Origin of the sequence: Vibrio tapetis subsp. tapetis, from assembly GCF_900233005.1 — a bacterium.
Classification (GTDB): Bacteria; Pseudomonadota; Gammaproteobacteria; order Enterobacterales; family Vibrionaceae; genus Vibrio; species Vibrio tapetis.
Map to the genome: position 1 here is coordinate 3,609,237 of NZ_LT960611.1, position 18,500 is coordinate 3,627,736.

An 18,500-nucleotide genomic window follows, 5' to 3' on the forward strand; every position below is an offset into this window, starting at 1 on the left:
AACGCAGTGAGTGGAGGCGTTGGGTGATTGTTCGCAGGAACGCAATGGCACATCGAGCTTTGCTCGATATTCGTGTCATGCGTTATCGCGGGAGGAGCGAAGCGACGGAATGAACGGAGCGAAGCGAGAACGCCCAAGAAAACGGCCAACTCTGCCTAACCCCGCCTCCCCTGAATGCACGCCTTACTCATAAACAAAGACCGCCCCATAAAAACCCGCACTGGGACAGCGCTTGCTCGTGTTAACGAGCCTTTCTTTTGCTTTCTCTGATCTTATTACGGGTAAAGGCGCACACACGGTTGGGGGTATGCAGTCCGTCAGGACTGCATATTGAGGACATTAAAAGCCAACGGGCATCCACTGAGCGAAATGTGCTCTCTGTGGCTCTGTCAGTGAGTTGTCTCCCCCATTAAGCCAGATATCCAATTGCTTCACCAAATCACTCTTCTTGAGCGATTGGGCGCTCTGTAACCACGTTTCTGACATCACGGGACGGGCAATATCAATCAGCGCTTCTTTATTGATGCGTTTGATGAAGCTGTCCGTGGTTGGTCGCCAGTAATCGGGGGCATCAAAGGCCAACGTTTGATAGAGGAAATCATGAGTGGAGCGGTTATCCCCAACCAGACAAGGCACGAGCATTAATGACGTGGCGAACGCTACTTGCTTGTGTTTTTCTTCACTATCGAGGGCAACGAACGCTTGAAAGCGTTCGTGCTCACCGCTGGCCTCATACCACGTCATGTCCAAGCTTTGCTTATGCTGCTCGATACGCTCAAGTGCTTTGTTCTCATTAAAATCCCCTTGCTTTGGCTCAACAGCGCTGTGATTTAGGGAGACATTAATGGGCGCACTCAAGTACTGATTTTGGGCTTTCATGCACAAAGAGAAGTGAAGCGCATCGAGCGCAAGTGACGTATTTTGCATCAAGGCATGTTTTGCGATAACAAGGCGGTGCGCGTTTAAATCGTCAGTAAGTGCGCCGGAATAGGGTGGCTCTGACGCGACAACGTCACTTAAACTCTCTCCTCGTTCGGCATCCTCTTCACGGTTTGCTTTCTTGGCGTATTCGGCTTGCAAGGCTTTGAGCGCTTTACGTTCGGATTTCGCCACCAAACCTTTAATGATGCAGATATCCCCGTTGTGGCCTAACGCGAGAATGCACCCTGCTAACGCTTTCTCGGCTTTCTTATATTTACCTTGATTCCCCGTCAGTTCAACATAGCCACGCGATTCATCGTGAGTACGCGTGAGCAGTATTTCGGTCCATTTCCAGCCCTGCGCGGTCAGTTTATCCGCTTCAAGTTGTATCTTAGCAATCGCCAGCGACTCCATTAAGGAACGATCTTCAAAATAGATTTTGTCAGAAAACAAGTCCGTGGTGACGATCCCCCCTGCTTGTTCGTAAGACGCTTGACCAACAAACGTGACGAGTCCGCTTGACGCTTCCAATGCGGATTCTTTGAGCATGTGGCGTACTTGATGATCAGAATACCAAGACTTCTCTTTCATTTGTTCCCACACGTCACGTTGACGTTCTGGACTGGCAAGGGTGAATAACATGACACGCTCAAGAGAAACGCTGCCCTCACGGTATGCCCCAAGGATAGCCGACTCGATCGCAGCTAACTTCAGGCGCTGATGGACGTAAAGTTGTGTTTTACCAAAGCGTTGTGCAACCTCGGCCACGGTTGCGCCGTCTTCGACTCTTTTTGAGTACGCCTCAAACTCATCGACTGGGTGCATCGAGGCGCGTGTGACGTTTTCAGTCAATGCGATTTCAGTGGCATCGTGCGACACGGTGGACGCATTTAAGATTTTAACGGGCACAAGGTGCTCAGGGGTGATTTTCTTTAATTCAACCAGCGCTTGGAGTTGAATTAAACGACGCCCCCCACTGATGACAGGATACCGACCTGACTCACAAGGCAGCGCGACCAAATTTTGGATGATGCCATGCGCCAAGATGGACGCTTGTAGAGATTCATCATCGGCTTTACTGGCTTTGCTCTTTCGCACGTTTAAATCCGACACCACCAATTGGTTAACAGGCAGCATCACAATAGAAACATCATTTTGTGCAATTGCCTGAGTGTCCAGCGGCGATACGCTGGTCGCGTCTTGACGGTTAGAGGGCGCTGAGATTGGGTTGATTGCGTTCATAACGGTTTTCCTTTTTGGTTCGTTGAGTATCACTTCGCTTATTGCCTGATTTCATCGACTCAACTTGAAAGACCGCTTTGACAAGGGCGCGAAGCGGCGCAGCCTCCCTTGCAAAGAGGGCGAACGTTGAGAGATTAAGAAATCAGCGCGGGTAAGCAAGTGAGCTCAAATCAAAAAGTAAAACAAAATGAACGAAGCACCGAAGCGATGACGCCCTCTTAGCGTAAAGGCGTGAAATAGAGCGGAGTGCGTCGCTTCAGACGCCTAACGACGCGTTTGCGTGAGGGATTGTCTATCTGGAACTTAGAAGCGCATTGAGCTTGCTCAATATGGGCTTCAAGTTAGCGATAGGAGGAGGAACGACGAAAAGCCCGACCGCTTGCGGTCACGCCCTGACGGGAACGGCTGCAGGAAGAGCATAAAGTGTGTTCATTTTGAGCGTCAGTTGAATCGTTAGAGAGTGGCTGGCCAACTCATTCTGCCCTTTATCAGACAGAGTAATTACTCATTAACAAGCCATTCATTTACATTTCCCTTACTAAAAATTATCCGGTGTTTAATAGATATAAGCCCTGAACATTTCAGGCCTTATATTAGCTAATCTCAGGCTTGTTATTGTGTGGGCCAAGAAATGGATTTGAAAGCTTTCCCAGAATGAAGATAGGAAAGTATGATTCGGCATGAAAACGGTAATTTGTGTATGATTTTTGTTTGGCGACTAAACCATATCACCTACTACCGTTTTTGTTTTTAGTTCCCGCTAGTCCGCGATGAACCAAAATTAACTCTATTGAAAAGCTATCTATTGAAAAAGTAAAAGTTGCCCTGCATTTAAAGAGCCTAAATCAGAACCTAAGAAAGACAGAGACCCAAACAAGCGGTGCGGCATGTACCAAATGTGCAATCAGATATCAGAATAACTCTCTCCACTCTAGGTTAAAAAAAGCCCACCTCTCGCGAAGTGAGCTTTTTATCATTTAAGCGCTATTTTTTGGTTCTGCGTGCTTTTAGCGCAGCAAAGTAAGCCTTTAGCTTCTCGAAATCATCTGCAACTTCCGCAAAGTCAGGCACGCCTTCATGCAGCTCAGGCGCTTGGTCATGTCCATACATAAAAGTACTGCACTTCGACATGCCTTCCTCGATGGCAGCATAGTCTTCTGGGGTGATACCTCCCTTTTCGACAACATCCTTGAGGCTTTGTGTTTTCACACTTCGGCCAAATCTTTCAACGACTTTCTTGAATAGCCATTCCTCAACAAGCCTTTCCCATGTTTCACGCATCTTGTTATACGTTAACTTGGCCATAGCTTCGTAGCCGTCAACATCTCCGGCATCTTCAAGCTGCTTCAAAGGAACCATTATCTTGTTTAGATCTTTGACTCGTTCGCCTGTTGATTTAACATCCCACGGCGGCTCAGATGTAGGAAAACCAGCAAGCTTCCCACGTTTAACAATTGAAATAGCCGAGTACTTCGAATTGGCCTTTTTAGTTGCCTCTCCGAGCATGACTAAAAATGACATGTCATGGGTAAATACAATGACCTGACGGCTTTGTGCTTCCTCTGCGATGCGGGCAACAAACTTTCTTCGCCACTTATGATCGAGAGAGTTAATTGGGTCATCAAAAACAATCGCTGATTTTCGGTCATCCACAATAAGTTCAGCCATGAACCCAGCCAAAGCAACGCACTTTTGCTCGCCTTCACTGGCGATGTCAGAAATGTTGTTTCGCTTGCCTGTCATACTAAACTTTAACATTTGCTTGCCGCGAGAGCCGCGGGTTTCAGTACCTACATCGAAGTTTCTAAACTCAAGTTTCTTCAACTCAGCCTCAAACACTTTGCTAAGCTCGCCAATAGCACCCATTTTGGCAATGTTATTTGTTTGAGTGGTTATGATTGTTGATAAGCAAGATTGAGTGACAGCGTTATATAAACCAATCATTCTCAGGCGATCAATCTCGTGGAGAATGTTTTGCTTAGATAATGTAAACAGCTTTCTATCATCAAGTTCGTTAATAGCCTGTGACGCAGTAACGATCTGCTTAGTTAAACCCTCATTGGTATTAACTGCATCTTCTTTGGCCTTTAAGGAGACAATTTGCCCGTTGATCCAATCTAGCGCTTTGTAATCAATTGGAACAATAGAGAAGTCCGGCACCTGTTTAGTAAGATTCGAACAGAGAACCTTGAACGACTCTTCCAGTGCGATAAAACTCTTACTGATTTCTGGATTAAATTCAGCCACCTTGCCTAGCATAAACTCATAAGGCTTTATGTTGAATGATAGTAGCCTTAGAGCCGTAATTGAACTGTCAAATTTAACTTTGGCCTTGCCGGCTTCCATCTGAGTTTTATCTTGCAGATAGTCGTTAAATAGCTTTAGTTTTTCGGCAGATGCTACCGAGACAGGTTGCAAGCAAGTAGGGCAGGCTTCGCCCGCTGCTGCTGGGAACGATAATTCCGCATTATGTTTTAGTACGAATGTCTGAACGTGATTCCACATCTCTCTCCACTCAGGTGAGCAAATGCCTGATAGTTCGTGACCTTCAATTGCCTGCTTGCGAGCTATCTCTGCTGCTGCCTGTTTGGTTTGATAGTCATCGTAATTGAGTTTTATCGTCTCAAACTGCTTTTCATCGAGTTTGGCTCTTAGTTGATTAAAGTAAGTACTAAGAGGGGTTAGCTCTTTTCGACTGTCACTAAACCCTTTTCTAAGTTGCTCAGGTGTACTGGTCTGCAGTTTAACAAGCTCTGCTTTTAATACTGGGATTGATTCATCTTCTTCTTTGCTCAGACAGATGGCATCAACGGCCTCTGATTTTGTGGCGCCAGACAAGCCAGATATAAACGCTGCTGTTTTACCTCCAGGTCTACATTGAGGTAACGGAACGGCAACGTTATATGGTCTTTTCTCTGACTCGTTTGCGGCTCTAACATGATCACAAGCCCTCATTAGTTGAGACAATAATTTCATTCCCGCAGGCTTGTAATCAATCGAGTCCTCGTTAGAGATGTAATGTGCCGCCGAAGTGTTGTCAAAAATTCGAATCGACTTTAAATCTTCATGTGAGTTTCCAGAGAGAATCCATGGAATGTCGTGCTTATCCTCGCCAATAAAAAGAGAGATGTCCGCAGCAGGCTCACCGGTTTGAGTGTCGTAGATGTTCGAGAGGATTTTTGGAGTACTACCGCGAGTAAGACAGGCGTTCTTTAAAATCTTTGCATAGCTAGATTTACCCGAACCATTATCGCCATAAACTGCGGTCAGTCCTTCGCTTTCAAATGCAATAGATTTGTTCGGGGCAAGCGCTGAAACATTAGCAACGTTGCTAATACATGCCAATTTTACTGGATGCTTTTCTTCGCCAAAGCCTGCTAGATCTAGCAAAGCTATGCTGGCCGCATAAGCATCACTTTGTGGTTGCAAACCTGCTTCTTCTTTAGAAAGAGCAAACAGTAATTACAAATCACCGTCATCAAGTTCGCCTTTATTTGCTGCCAATCTGAGAGCGTGACGCCACCAGAAGCTCTTCTTTAGCTTGTTAGCCCAACCAACAACGCTTTCTATCGACATATTATTCTCCAAACAGGTTATGTTTCGGGAATATATACGCCTATTTTCATTATAGTCAATTGGTTGCAATCACCTTTGAGGCAATCGGACACAAGGAATATTCAGCCAGTGCGACATAGATCCCACACTTGTAGTGTGAGGATACTACGCTTTGCTCTAATTGATACCCCATTTTGATATTGTTATAGTTCTTAAGCGGTTAGGGGATGATTAATCACTAGACCTGTTTAGCTGCCGCGATATATGCAACAGAGGTAACTAGACCGCAGCCACTTATTTCAAAAAATCACCTCATTGAATACGACGGTAAGATGACCACAACTCACAAATTGTGGCAGCAAAAAATGCTGTAGGGAAGCTAATCGACAAGCGAGGAGCTACCACCAAAACAGCAAAGCTATCACCCAGGGAGGTGATTAGCATTTACGTGACATTATTTAGAAAAGAGAAAGGTCAAGCGGTGTTAGCTACAGAGTTTGATGTTCTATTAGGGAAAGAGTTAATTGAGTAAATTGTCTTGTATAGGATGTATTAGGTAGCGCTTCTCTTTATCTTCGTTGGACGTCAAGTTCAGCTATTTGCCTTACTTTTAATTATTCATTAATCGCTAATATTCAATTCTCTGAAACTAATTTTTGTCCAGAGGCTGCTGACCAAAAAGGCTGCAATTAAGCGGCCTAGTTTAAAGTCTACAAATCAAATTAAAGCATCAACTTGAAGCTCTTTAAGTGTGAGACGAAGCTTGGGAGTCTCTGTTTTTGTAAGCAAGCTAAGAACTCGTCTTGGCTCATTGGTGGTCTTTTTAATGAAGCTCTTTGTTGCTGAGCAGCCTTAACGCATGCGCTACTGTCCAATTCAAACATATCGCACAGGAACTCGTCTGGATGTATCGCTGATAGACCTAAAGGCTCGAGTTCGCTAGAAGGAAAGTCTTTTAGGTTGAACGTAATGATAGACTCAGCCTGACCTTTAATAGCGGCAGCTACAACATGTCTATCATTAACATCGGGTAAAGTAAGGCCATCAATTAAAGGCTCAAACCCTTCAATCAAACAGTCTGGAACATTCGCGTTCATTAACTGTCGAGTTCTGTGCAGTTGTTCTGCATTTAGCTCTGGCCTATTTTTCAGTAGATTTCGAGTCCATTCATCATGTATTTGTTCTGTCCATCGCGCTCTAAACAGGCCAGTATTGGCCAAGAACATTAGGTAGCTTCGGAGTGGAGCTGGGTACATTACACATGCGTCTAGAATTACTGTATATGACGCCATTAATATCCCATATCCATTTCTTGGTCTAATGCAGATAGTTCAGCAAGAGCAGCTAGTCTATTCTCTTCTAGGCAGTTCTTGTACTCCATAAGATCAGCATAAGCTACCTTTCTACGGTTGCCAGTACGACTAAACGGAATATCACCTGAATCAAGAAGCTTAATGAAAGTAGGACGAGACATGTTTAGCATATCAGCACCTTCTTGCGTTGTGAGTTCCGCATGAATAGGTGTGATGCTAACAGAGTTGCCTTGACCTAATTGAGTAAGCACCTCGATCATCATATTTAATGCGCTTGCTGGAATAGTTACCTCGTGAGTCTTACCAGACTTATCGACAACATTAATCCTTTGAGCTTCACCATTAATTTCTATAACGGCTGACAACTCTTGGCTACCAAGCTTAGCCAGTGCCATTTCTTCAGCGCTTGGCAATTTTGTAGCAGTATTCATTGTGTTTCTCTCTAGTTTTTAGTTTCTGATGTCATGGTATACAAATCTGCATACCATGATATTATCCGAAATATTCGAAAAAAAGTCAACATTCGAAATATTCGAAAACAAAAGAGTGTCACATTATCGTTGGACTTAGTGCTCGTAGTCGGCCTAGTTTAAGGTCTATCAACGCATGCTTAACTATCTTTAATCATAGTACTTCGATATGTAGTGGATGAGTAAAACTAACCACTAGTTCGTAGGTGTTTTGAATAAATCACCTTAGCAATACTTATCCAAGACCTCACAATCACCACGGATTCGTAACAAGGTTTTGTCCAAAAATTAGCTAGAAATTGAGCATTGCTTAATTTTTATCATGTTCTTGCTCCTCTCGGCGGTGACACGTCATAACTGACCGATCCAAGCGAGTTTGACGTCCTTGATGATTCGATATGAATGACTGCACAGCCAATCGCCCCACATGGAATAGGTCTCCACAAAATAGAGTGTTTTTTTATCAACGCAGGACACGTTTAAGCGCAAATAGATGTGCGTTTGGTATTCGCTTGACCAATTTATGACATTACAGGCTTCGCCGTTATCATAGATATCAAACCGACGTTTAGGGGTGATCACTGCTTGTTTTTTAAAGTCACGAGCCGTGAGCTCGGAAAGTGCGACAAAATGAGTCGGCGTTTTCATCGGATGCTCCTTATTCATGGATCCAATGGATGAGGGTATGCACACTGTTCAATCCTTTTTGACACAAGATGTCTTGCACGTTATTACGCGCGATACCTTGGCTCCAATAAGGAAGATGAAGCGGAGTGCGATCAATATGATATGAATCACGATGGGTTGGCGAGCACCACCATGACGTGCTTTTACTAAGACCAACGCACCAGTCACAAAAATAGGGGGATGGGCTGTTCCATTTTTTCTCCATGACAATCAGATTAAGAATTAAGGCTAAGATGCCAGACGGATATCAAAGTTGAACCCGCGACAGTGGTAGCGCTCACCCTGCTTTTGAAAACGCAAACCAGGGAAAACAGAGCCATAAGAGGCATACACAATGACTTCTTCACAGCTTTCTCGTAAACGCCACTCACCAAGTCCAATACGGCTATCGAGATCCAGTAAAAGCTCATAGAAGTCATGATGCTGAAACGTTTTCTGTCCGATGCCAGGGAACTGAGTGTTGATGGCCTCCCGGACCCTTTGTTCTTTTAATTGAGCGATATCATCCAATTGCTCAGGAGTCTGACCACGACTGAACATTTTCAGGTGTTGCACGCGCTGCACAATCGCGTGACGCTGTGGTGATAGGGTTGGCGCCGATGGCGCTCCCATTCCCTTAATCGACTGACGCAACGCCTTCACTTGGCAGCGAAGCGCCACTGGCTCTATCGTACGGCTTGATTGTTGTTTCATGTGAGCGCCCTCTGGTTAACATTCCGACGTGCCAATCCAGCGACCGTCGCTATCAAAGGCATCCCATGGTTCGGTCGTCGTGTCGTTCTCTTCCCATTGCTCGGCCAGCCCTTCCCAACATGGCTTGATAGACACCGGCTCTTGATCCGTCAGTTGGTTGAGGTAACACTTAGCCAGGGCCTCTTTAGGGAGCGCACAAAAGAATTTCGTGGGATGAACATGATCCGTTTGCGCCACAAACTGCATGGTCACCTGCTCGCTCATGTTCCACACATACTTTTCTAGATACTCAAAAGAGACCTCATCATTTGAGCCTTCACGCTGCGCTAAGATCTGTTTTGAATCGGAGTCAATCAGTTGAATGAAGCCCCTTTCGCCCTCGGACAAAGAGACATCATGTTTTGGTGAGCTTTCGTGCTCCAGCGTCTCGCCGCTGGTCGCTGTTTGGCATGTAGAGAGAGTTAGGGTTGAATTTTGTTGCGCCATGGGGAGTTTCCTTTTTGTTTGAGTATCACCTTTCGGAGCCGCTTAGCTGTCCATCGGGCTTTCATGGTTCTCAATAACAAGGGCGCGAAGCGTTCATATACCCTTGTTATTGAGGTTCTGAAAGGTCATGGTTAACAGCTTGCGAGTCCGTAAGGGGATGCGAGTAGAAAGGAAAATCGGCGCATAAAAAACTCGGCCCTTACTCTGTCTTAATGACAGGCAGTGAAAGACAACGAGGAAGAATGACGAGGCGTAGTGAACGCAGTGAGCGGAGGCGTTGGGTGATTGTTCGCAGGAACGCAATGGCACATCGAGCTTTGCTCGATATCCGTGTCATGCGTTATCGCGGGAGGAGCGAAGCGACGGAATGAACGGAGCGAAGCGAGAACGCCCAAGAAAAGGTAAGGATTTGCGAAAAGATCTCTCAAAAAACACCGCATTGATGCTTGAGAATTCTCAGCCCCACCTTAGACAAACGGGGTTGTTGCAAAAAAATCAGCCAAGACTCAGAATTCAGTTCTGTCTTTTCTGATCTAGTGACTCAATGACCAATCCCGCATTCAAATGGAAACACTTTGCCCCTGAAATCATTCTTTGGTGCCTTCGTTGGTATGGTTCGACCCCAATGAGCTACGCCAATCTCAGCGACATGCTGGCAGAACGAGGGGTTTCGGTTAATCGCTCGACCATTTATCGTTGGTTCATTGAATATGCCCCAGCATTACGCAAGAAGTTACGCCGCCATCAGTTCATCCGAACAGACTCTTCGTGGCAGCTCGATGAAACCTACGTCAAGGTGAAAGGGAAATGGCACTATCTGTATCGAGCTATCAACAAGCAAGGCGAAACACTGGACTTCTATTTCTCCCAAAAACGTAATAAAAACGCGGCTTATCAGTTCTTGAAACGGTGCCTAAGATACTATGATGTAGACACTCAGCCTAAGACCTTGAACACGGACAAGCATTCCTCGTATGCTCATGCTATTTCGCGCCTGAAGAAGGAGGGGCGGCTGCGAGCGGATGTCGAGCAACGGCAAGTGAAGTATCTCAATAATGGTATCGAGTCCGATCACGCCCCCATCAAGAAGCTCGTTGTCAACACAGGCGGTTTTAAAATACGAAAGCGAGCCTGGTCAACCCTCGAGGGATTCGAATCACTTCGAATGTTGAACAAAGGCCAGTTTGATTTTTGGCTTCGTCATGATGAACGTAAAACCCTTGTTCGGGAGAGATCTGCATTCTCTGATTAGTTGCAACAGCCCCCTCTCTGATTAGTTGCAACAAGCCCGTTAGGGATGCCCAATAGCTACCGAGTCGCTTGACCACCTAGGTTGAGCACAGCAACAAAGCCTCTTGCATTCGATTTACTTCCTGTTTGTTATCAATTTGAAAATTTCACCATCAATTCCTTTTTCCTTTTTTTATCTTTATGCTCTTTTTCTATGCAAGAAGGAAGTAGCATTTCCGCTTGTTTGGGAGACAGTATAAAAATGCCATCATCATCTCCTAGCACAATATCACCTGAGTTTATCCTATTACCTGCTATTTCAATGGCCGTATCAAATGTACCATACGGCGCTTTGGCATTGGAGTGAGTTGTTAGAGCACTGACTCCAGCTGAAAATATTGGCAACCTTAATTCTTGAAGCGCATGTAAATCAGTGACTTTTCCGGATATGACTATCCCAGAGAGCCCTTTAATTTGTGCGGCCAAGGTACGCAGCTCTCCCCAGCAAGCATAATCAGTATTTCCGGCACATTCAATAACCAAAATCTCATTCGCTTTTGCTTGGACGAGTGCCTCTCTAAGCACGTTAGCATTAGGTAGGTGTATTTTGGCAGTGCGAACACTGCCAACCAATTTAACGCTTGTCACTATTGGACGAATACCTGAAAGGTAGCCATCACTTGTGAGATGTCCCAGAGTTGAAGCCGATATGGCTTTAAAGGCTTCAACTAGCTCATCTGTCGTGGGGTTATGCGGGTATGGCATCTGAAGATTCTCTTTTTACTCTTAATGTTTTTGCGCGTATGAATGGATTTACTACGTCACCTTTTCCAAAAGGCATACTACCGGGCCCTCCTGCGCGATCTATCATAGGGCTCAGGAGATATTTTTGTGGCCAAGTCTCTTTTTCAAACAGCGTTTCAATAATTATACTCCTAATTCTGTCACTGAAATCAATGACATTGATTTGCTCCAAAATGCAGTTTTCCATCAATGTCCAAAGCTTTGACTCTTCAATGTTATAAGTTAGTGAGAGTGTTTCAATTATTGAACGCATGTTGACTTGAATACCAAGCGTTTGAAGCCAAAACAGCAAAGCTTCTGGTGTATCGTGATAAAGGGTATTTGCATGACCGGGTTTAATACAATATTTAGGGTCTTCCAAGCCATTATTTTCTAATTCAGGCACACAGATCCGAAGTGAATCATGATCACGTAGTAATAAACCAGTTGTTTGACCTTTCTTAAAGACAAGCACTGCGTTTTGCCCATGAACTTCAGCTACCATACCCAGTTTGAACATTCTCAGGTTGACTTCAAAGAAACAATGACACAATTCGTTGAACAACAAAGACACATTACGTGTATTTACTTCTAATTGACGATAAGCCAGCCACTCATTAAAAAAATGGTCTTTATTGCCTAAAAGCTGTGTACCCAAGGCCGCCATAGGAAGCAGTTTGGTATCTGTATCATTTAGAAGTGGTTGTGGGTAACGTCGGACCATTGCTGATAAATGTCGTGGCGCTTCATCAAACAAGGTAGCGTTTGGCGGCATAAATGCCCACCACCTTCCTTCCTCACATAAATGCATTTTATTTGCCAATGCAGAGTCACGTTTCTGGGCTTCTCTCAAAAGGGACTCACTAAATTCACCATTTATCATTTTAACGGCTGGTAAATAGCGAGATGCCCCGAGAGAATATATCGCCATAGGGAGTTTCAAATGGTCACAACTGTCGAAGCAAGGAGTCATTGAACGCAGTGACGACGTGGCAAAGAAGTTGTCGGATGAATAATCCAATCGAATACAGGTATTGTTTGAAAAATGCTCCCCTAACTGCTGTTCTAATATATTGTCGTATTGCCAAGGGTGTACAGGCAATGCTACGTGACTGGAATCAATTTCCTTTTTGTTCAGTTCGGCATCCAACACCGCTAGCTGATCTGATGGTAAAAGAAAGTCTTTTGGGGTATAGGGTTGAGCATCATTTAACTCTGTGCCTTTTCTAAGCCAATCTTTACGAACGGCTACCCAGTTTAAGGTTATGGGTTCACCGAATTCAGCTTGGTAAGTCAAATAGTCAGCATCACATAGACCTTGTTTAGCCTTAGCTAATGGGTGGTACGGACGGTCTCGAAGAGAGGCCCATTGTTCCATGGCTAGGAAAAAACCGGCATTGTTTTTTGACAATAAATGAGTACTAGAAATATTGTGCTGCTGTGAGAGCGCTGTTTGGCGAAGGCTGATAGCAAGCACATCTTTAAATAGTTTCATTCCTTTCGCGTTGTCTTGATATTTATTTTGTACCCCTTGAAGGGCAAGCTCTAAGAAAACCTGAGGAGAAATCTCTTCAATCGCTTGGTTGTCTCGGCAAAGGTAGACGGGTGTGCCAGCAATACGCTTCCATCGCTGAGTAATGGCCGGTTGCAAAGCCACAATGATTGATTTCGCTCCCGCAAGATCGAAGTTCCATTTCCAAATAGACTCTGTGATTGATGGGTATTTTACGTCTAAATGACGATAATCAGAGGTAAATGATGATAGTGTAAAGAGCGCCAACTCCCCAAAAAATTCTTCAGCCAATAGACAATCGATCAAATCCTGTGTCACTTGCTCTATTGCATAGTAGTTAAACATACGTTTCTCCTTTATTTTTTTAGAATGTCTATTTTTTGTCGTAGTGCCCTAAACGCTGTACCACGTTCGTCACCGAGTACGAATACGTTCATTCCTTCGTCCTTCCATGTGTTGTGGTCTTGAGGTGTTCGGGGGATAACGCCATACCAAATCTCGCCCTTTTTTCCTGCCTTCCGACAATACTGCAGTGCGTCGTTAACTTTGGGGTGCGAGGTTTCCCAAGGTACCCCCAGAGATTGAGAAAGATCGGCGGCGCCTTCTAGAATCATATCTAACCCTTCGGTTGATACGATTTCTTCGATATTTGATACGCCCGTAGCACTTTCAATCATAGCGATAAGCATGATTTCATCGTTAATTTTCTGTATGTACTGCTTCAGAGAGTGATGGCCAAACGATCCCGGTCGTCCCGCATTTAAGCTTCGATGTCCTACTGGGTGATACTTGCAGGCTTGTATAGCATTGAGTACTTCGGTCGCGTTTTTCACATCAGGCAATACGATACCTTGTGCGCCGCCATCCAAGAGCCGAAGGATTGTTTTTACGTTAAAATCGGCGACTCGTACCAATGGGGTGATCGAATAGCTTTCGGCGATGCGGATCATATTTTCAACCGTTTCTGGATTGATAAGTACATGTTCCATGTCGATGATGACGAAGTCATAGCCCGCTTCAGCAATCAACTCAATCATTGCAGGTGCCGGAATCGAACAAATGATCCCGTACACCGTTTCATTATTCTTGAGCTTCTGCTTTAGTTGATTTTCTCTAAGCATTTGACTTCCTGAACTTGTGTAGTGGGTTTAGAACCTGCTTAAAGCGACGCTCACCATCACCGAGTAATCGTCGTTTCGTGAGTTCTTCCACTTCATATGTGGAAGCAAAGAGATCAAATAACTCAAAGCGCTCAACCAGCTCTGGGTGGTTTTGTTGGTAGGTATATATCACGTCTGCGACTTGCTCCCAGAATAGCGACTCTGATAGTTCAAAGTATTGCTTAAGGAAAATGGCTAGATCGGAGAGGCAAATAAAGAAGAAACAGTCACAAGAAAAGTCTCTAACCGCGTCCACATCATCGGTAATAATGAAAGAGTTGCGGTTTAGCTTTTTGTGGCTTTCCGGCATATCGACAAGTGTTGGGGCGAGTTCAGGACGAGATAAGTGTTCGGTAGAATAGCGAACTCCATCATGAAAATCTTTTAATGCGATTCTTGTCGGGACACCATCACGCATGATCAGAACAATATTTTGACCGTGAGATTCCATGCCAATACCTTCAGCGTACAACATATGTACGATAGGTTGCACGGTGACATTCAACAGTTGACTAACCCAGGTACTGAGCCCGTGTTTTTCTATCCAAGGCGCAATAAACGGTGCTGAATCGGAATCATTATATTGGTTGTCGAGATGACTCAATCCATTGAATGGAACAGCAGACTCTCCTTCATCCAAATATGAGTGAATGCTTTCTCGCCAGATAGCGCCAAGCGAACCATAGGTTTGGGGTTTTCGTGTATCATTGATTTGATCTTGATTGAAGCTGATCCCTGCAATTTCTTTCAAAATAACGAATCTGAGATTTCTGGCGGTATCATTGGTTTCAATGAGTGTTTGTAGCCAATCGGTGATTATTGGACCGTTTAATACAGTGTGATTGGCGAGTATTCGAGTACTTGATGTGTTCGTGAGGTTCATCGAGAGTTTCAGATATTCTTTCGCCGGATCATGGCTATTTTGGAGTGTTCGAATGGATTGCTGAGCTTGATATTTCTCGTTTGACTCACCTAGGTAAATAAGTTCGCCACTGGACAGTTCATGAGCAAAATTCGAAATGATCGCTTGCTCCCATTGCCAAGGGTGCACGGGAATTAATCGATAATCGGTGGTGTTTTTTTTATGTGCATTCAACCTTTCTTCAAACAATTTTTTTATTGAGTGGTCGACCGTATCAAGGAAAAAACGGTCAGCATTAAGTTTATGAGACACTTTACAGTCAGAACGTGTTTTGCTGATAGCCAGCCAAACAACGTTGAAAGCGTGACCAAACTCAGGACCGTATAATTGGTTATCACTGAGAGAAAATCCCATGCGTGACTTGTAGCAAGGGTGGTAACTATGGGCATCCATGAAATGACGTTCTAAGTCTTCTGGTGATAATTGAGTAGCAGGGATTGAGGGGTGGTATTTTTGCACTCGTGACTGTACATCTTTAATGAAAGTTTGCTCTAGTTCTGCTACAAAGCTAGCAAAATTCGGGCTCTGTTTTTCTTTATCTAATAACTCTTCCAACATTTGGTGAAGATGAGCTGGCGACTTTTCTCCTGAGCTGGATACACGAACCAAAGTCGTATGGTATAAACGAATCAATTGAAAGCTCTCGCTCAACAAGCCAGAGCACTCATAGATGACGGTATCTCCGTTATCATCAACGCCCATGGCCTGAAAAGTAGTGCCAGAATTTAAATGACAAACTTTATAGTTCACGATCTCTTCATACAGCAAAGTTTGCAATAATTGGCCTAAGAGTCGATATTCAACGATGAGCCGTTGTGTGTTTTCTTGTGCAGAAAAAAAACAATGCGTCTCTGGGTTGCCAACTCTTGTTTGTTCTATGGGCATAAGTAAAAATCCTAATCTATTTATGATTACGAGTCGTAGCGACAAGTGAATTGGTATTTAAGTGAGGTTGAATTGTTTTCTGTATCGTGTTGGCTGGAAAGCGCCATGCGAGTGGAATTACAGCGATGCATAAGACACCGACGATAATAAACACGTCGCTGATTGCCGAAGCATATCCTGTACTTTCTGGTATATGATTAGGCTTTGTCCCGAGCTCTATCCATAAAGCGCCAGCGAGCAAAGCGATGGACGAGCAGAGTCGTCGAGATAGGTTATTCATGACAGCACCTTGCGTGATCATTTCCTCAGAAAGCGTGTTGATGCCTGCTGTGGTTATAGGGATATAAGACAACCCGACGCCGGCTCCTCGGATGAAAGCGAGGACGCCGAAAATCCAAAATGGGACATCTTTGGTGACAAAGCCAAAGCCAATGGTTCCCAGCCCTGTCATCAGTAAGCCAATTGAGACCAGTTTATTGGGCCCGTTTTTATCCAATCGTTTCCCACCAAGTTGACCAAATGTGCTTGCACTGAGTGCGGTGATCAATAAAACCACGCCGGTGAATATTGGGCTATAACCCAAAACAACTTGTATCAATAACGGAAGAAGAAATAGGGTTTCAAACATTCCAATTGCCTGAGTGGTCGCGACGAGAACGCTGCTACGGTATCCCTTGGTTTTGAAAAGCCTTACGTTTAATAGCGGGACTTCGGTATTCAGTGATTTGAAGACAAATCCCCCTAAGCACATCAAGCCGAGCAAAAAAGGCGCAATAACGGTGGGTTCAGAAAGCGCATTTACCGTCGTGATTCGTCCTGTTGTCACCAATATAGCGCCTAGACCAAGAGCAATCAGAAGGTACCCAATCCCATCAAAAGGAGGCGCCTCCTTGTTGTTTGAAGACGGCAGTATTTTCAAAGCCACAATGATCGTGATGAGTGAAATAGGAAGGTTGAAAATAAACAGTCCATGCCAGTCATACACAGTCAAGATAAGGCTACCGACTAACGGACCAAAAGCGGGGGCTAACATGACGGCCGCCCCCCACAACCCTGTAATGCTGCCTCTTTTGTCTTTGGGGTACACTGAGTAGATAATGGCAAGTGAAAGCGGAATCATCAGCCCACTGGCAACACCTTGAATCCCTCGCGAGATAAGCAGTTGTTCAATGGATTGAGCGTAAGCACCAATAACTGAACCGACGAGAAATAGCGAACACCCAATGATGTAAATCCATTTTCTATTCCATTTGGTCGCAAAGTAGCTAGTTAGGGGCATGGTCATTCCCATGGTGGTCATGAAAACAACGACGATCCATGTAGCAAGTACAGTGCTCAAATTAAAGTGGTCAATAAATATTGGTATGGCGGGGTTAACCATACTGTTGTTTAGACTGACGGTCGTTGTGCCTAACATGACACAAATGACAACCCAGATGGGATTGTTCATGCAGTTTCCTTATGACTACGTTCAACCGGCAAATAGCGAATTTGAGGTTGGGGATGACATAAAAAGTTTATATGCGAAATGTTGTACCCATAAGCGCCTGCAAGTGGTAAAACCAAGACGTCACCAATGTTGACATTGTTCAATTGCACGTTGCGGCTCAAAATGTCTTTTGGAGTGCACAATTGCCCGACAACCGTCCATGAAGATTCGAGGGGGACTTCGTAGATGTTTGATGGTTCACATGCGAGGTGCATGATTGGGTGATTGTGGCCTTGTGCTGCGGGTAAGCGGAACTGGTGAGTTCCACCTCGACAAACGAGAAATGCTTGCCCATGACTGGACTTTTTATCCAGTACTTCTATTACATAGTAACCGCAGAACGCCGTGATGAATCGACCTGGCTCAAAACGCAATATTGGAATATCTGTCATGATCGCTAAAGCGTTGTCTAAATATTGGCAGAAATCGAACCAATTAAATTGCTCTTCATTTAAATAATTAACACCCATCCCTCCACCGACATTAAGGTGTGTGATATTTTTTGGTTGTGTCGACATCGCCTTCCATTCTGGCCAACGGGATAAATAGAAGTCGATCAGTGTTTTGTGTTTATCCAGCGATTGTTGATGGGACATGGCATGGATGTGAAAGCCTTTCAGCGAAAGGTTTTTGGAATCCTCAACCGCGTCAATCGCCCTTTTAAGATCCACTTCATCAATACCAAAAGGTGTTGCTTTCCCTGCCATGGTGAGTCTGCTTTGTAAGGTACCTGGAAGAGTCGGGTTGATTCTTATAAACACTTCTTGTGTTTTATTTAAACGAGCAGAGATCGTTTGTAATCGTTTTATTTCACTTAAACTTTCAATGTGTATTGCCTGAACGTTATTTGTAATGGCATCTTCAAGTTCAGAATCTAATTTTCCAGGCCCTGAAAAAACGAAGGGTACGGCCTGGTTACACTGAGATATTTGATGGATCTCTCCTCCAGACGATATTTCAAAACCGTTTACCCATGGTGCGAGAGTATCCAGAATTTGTTTGTCGCTGTTGGCTTTAATGGCATAGTAAAGCTCGACGTTTTCAGGTAGGTGACTCATCAATTGGCGAATATGATCTTGCAAATCAGCTAAATCATAAATAAATAGTGCGATTGGGTCTGAACTTGTTTCTTTTACGTCCAAAATTGCGTG

At 44.4% G+C, this 18,500-nt stretch carries 14 protein-coding genes; 1 reads left to right on the top strand and 13 read right to left on the bottom strand.

What is annotated here, in order from left to right:
• Positions 1 to 339: 339 nt before the first annotated feature.
• The 7 genes from VTAP4600_RS16265 to VTAP4600_RS16300 form a co-directional block, all read right to left on the bottom strand.
• Complete coding sequence (locus VTAP4600_RS16265; protein WP_102523732.1) at positions 340 to 2,163, bottom strand: ParB/RepB/Spo0J family partition protein; 1,824 nt, start codon at positions 2,161 to 2,163, stop codon at positions 340 to 342.
• Positions 2,164 to 3,147: 984 nt separating this feature from the next.
• Positions 3,148 to 5,592 (bottom strand): AAA family ATPase, encoded by a 2,445-nt coding sequence (locus VTAP4600_RS16270; RefSeq protein WP_231897821.1) that lies wholly within the window; start codon positions 5,590 to 5,592, stop codon positions 3,148 to 3,150.
• A gap of 848 nt (positions 5,593 to 6,440) precedes the next feature.
• Entirely contained in the window at positions 6,441 to 7,010 is a 570-nt protein-coding gene (locus VTAP4600_RS16280) for a PIN domain-containing protein (protein WP_102523734.1), read from the bottom strand.
• Entirely contained in the window at positions 7,010 to 7,462 is a 453-nt protein-coding gene (locus tag VTAP4600_RS16285; RefSeq protein WP_102523735.1) for a helix-turn-helix domain-containing protein, read from the bottom strand. The genes VTAP4600_RS16280 and VTAP4600_RS16285 overlap by 1 nt, the downstream gene beginning before the upstream one ends.
• A gap of 390 nt (positions 7,463 to 7,852) precedes the next feature.
• Positions 7,853 to 8,149, bottom strand: a complete 297-nt coding sequence (locus VTAP4600_RS16290; RefSeq protein ID WP_102523736.1) for a hypothetical protein — start codon at positions 8,147 to 8,149, stop codon at positions 7,853 to 7,855.
• Between the two features lie 267 nt (positions 8,150 to 8,416).
• A complete protein-coding gene (locus VTAP4600_RS16295; protein WP_102523737.1) occupies positions 8,417 to 8,881 on the bottom strand; it encodes a hypothetical protein in 465 nt (154 codons plus the stop codon).
• A gap of 15 nt (positions 8,882 to 8,896) precedes the next feature.
• Positions 8,897 to 9,367, bottom strand: a complete 471-nt coding sequence (locus tag VTAP4600_RS16300) for a hypothetical protein (RefSeq protein ID WP_102523738.1) — start codon at positions 9,365 to 9,367, stop codon at positions 8,897 to 8,899.
• 544 nt (positions 9,368 to 9,911) lie between these two features.
• Here VTAP4600_RS16300 and VTAP4600_RS16305 point away from each other — a divergent pair.
• A complete protein-coding gene (locus VTAP4600_RS16305) occupies positions 9,912 to 10,619 on the top strand; it encodes an IS6 family transposase (protein ID WP_102523739.1) in 708 nt (235 codons plus the stop codon).
• A 131-nt stretch (positions 10,620 to 10,750) separates the two neighbouring features.
• Here the strand turns inward: VTAP4600_RS16305 and VTAP4600_RS16310 are convergent, their stop codons facing one another.
• The 6 genes from VTAP4600_RS16310 to VTAP4600_RS16335 are packed head-to-tail and all read right to left on the bottom strand — an operon-like array spanning position 10,751 to position 18,491.
• Entirely contained in the window at positions 10,751 to 11,362 is a 612-nt protein-coding gene (locus VTAP4600_RS16310) for an RraA family protein (RefSeq protein WP_102523740.1), read from the bottom strand.
• Positions 11,346 to 13,238 carry an IucA/IucC family protein gene (locus VTAP4600_RS16315; RefSeq protein WP_102523741.1) on the bottom strand — a complete coding sequence of 631 codons (1,893 nt, stop codon included), beginning with the start codon at positions 13,236 to 13,238 and terminating at the stop codon, positions 11,346 to 11,348. The genes VTAP4600_RS16310 and VTAP4600_RS16315 overlap by 17 nt, the downstream gene beginning before the upstream one ends.
• Positions 13,239 to 13,249: 11 nt before the next feature.
• Positions 13,250 to 14,014 (bottom strand): HpcH/HpaI aldolase family protein, encoded by a 765-nt coding sequence (locus tag VTAP4600_RS16320; RefSeq protein WP_102523742.1) that lies wholly within the window; start codon positions 14,012 to 14,014, stop codon positions 13,250 to 13,252.
• Positions 14,007 to 15,860: an IucA/IucC family protein gene (locus VTAP4600_RS16325; RefSeq protein ID WP_102523743.1), complete on the bottom strand. Its 1,854-nt coding sequence runs from the start codon at positions 15,858 to 15,860 to the stop codon at positions 14,007 to 14,009. Before VTAP4600_RS16325 ends, VTAP4600_RS16320 begins: the two co-directional genes overlap by 8 nt.
• A 16-nt stretch (positions 15,861 to 15,876) precedes the next feature.
• On the bottom strand, positions 15,877 to 17,310 hold the full coding sequence (locus VTAP4600_RS16330; protein WP_102523744.1) for a DHA2 family efflux MFS transporter permease subunit: 1,434 nt from the start codon (positions 17,308 to 17,310) through the stop codon (positions 15,877 to 15,879).
• A complete protein-coding gene (locus VTAP4600_RS16335) occupies positions 17,307 to 18,491 on the bottom strand; it encodes a type III PLP-dependent enzyme (RefSeq protein ID WP_197708646.1) in 1,185 nt (394 codons plus the stop codon). Before VTAP4600_RS16335 ends, VTAP4600_RS16330 begins: the two co-directional genes overlap by 4 nt.
• Between the last annotated feature and the right edge of the window lie 9 nt (positions 18,492 to 18,500).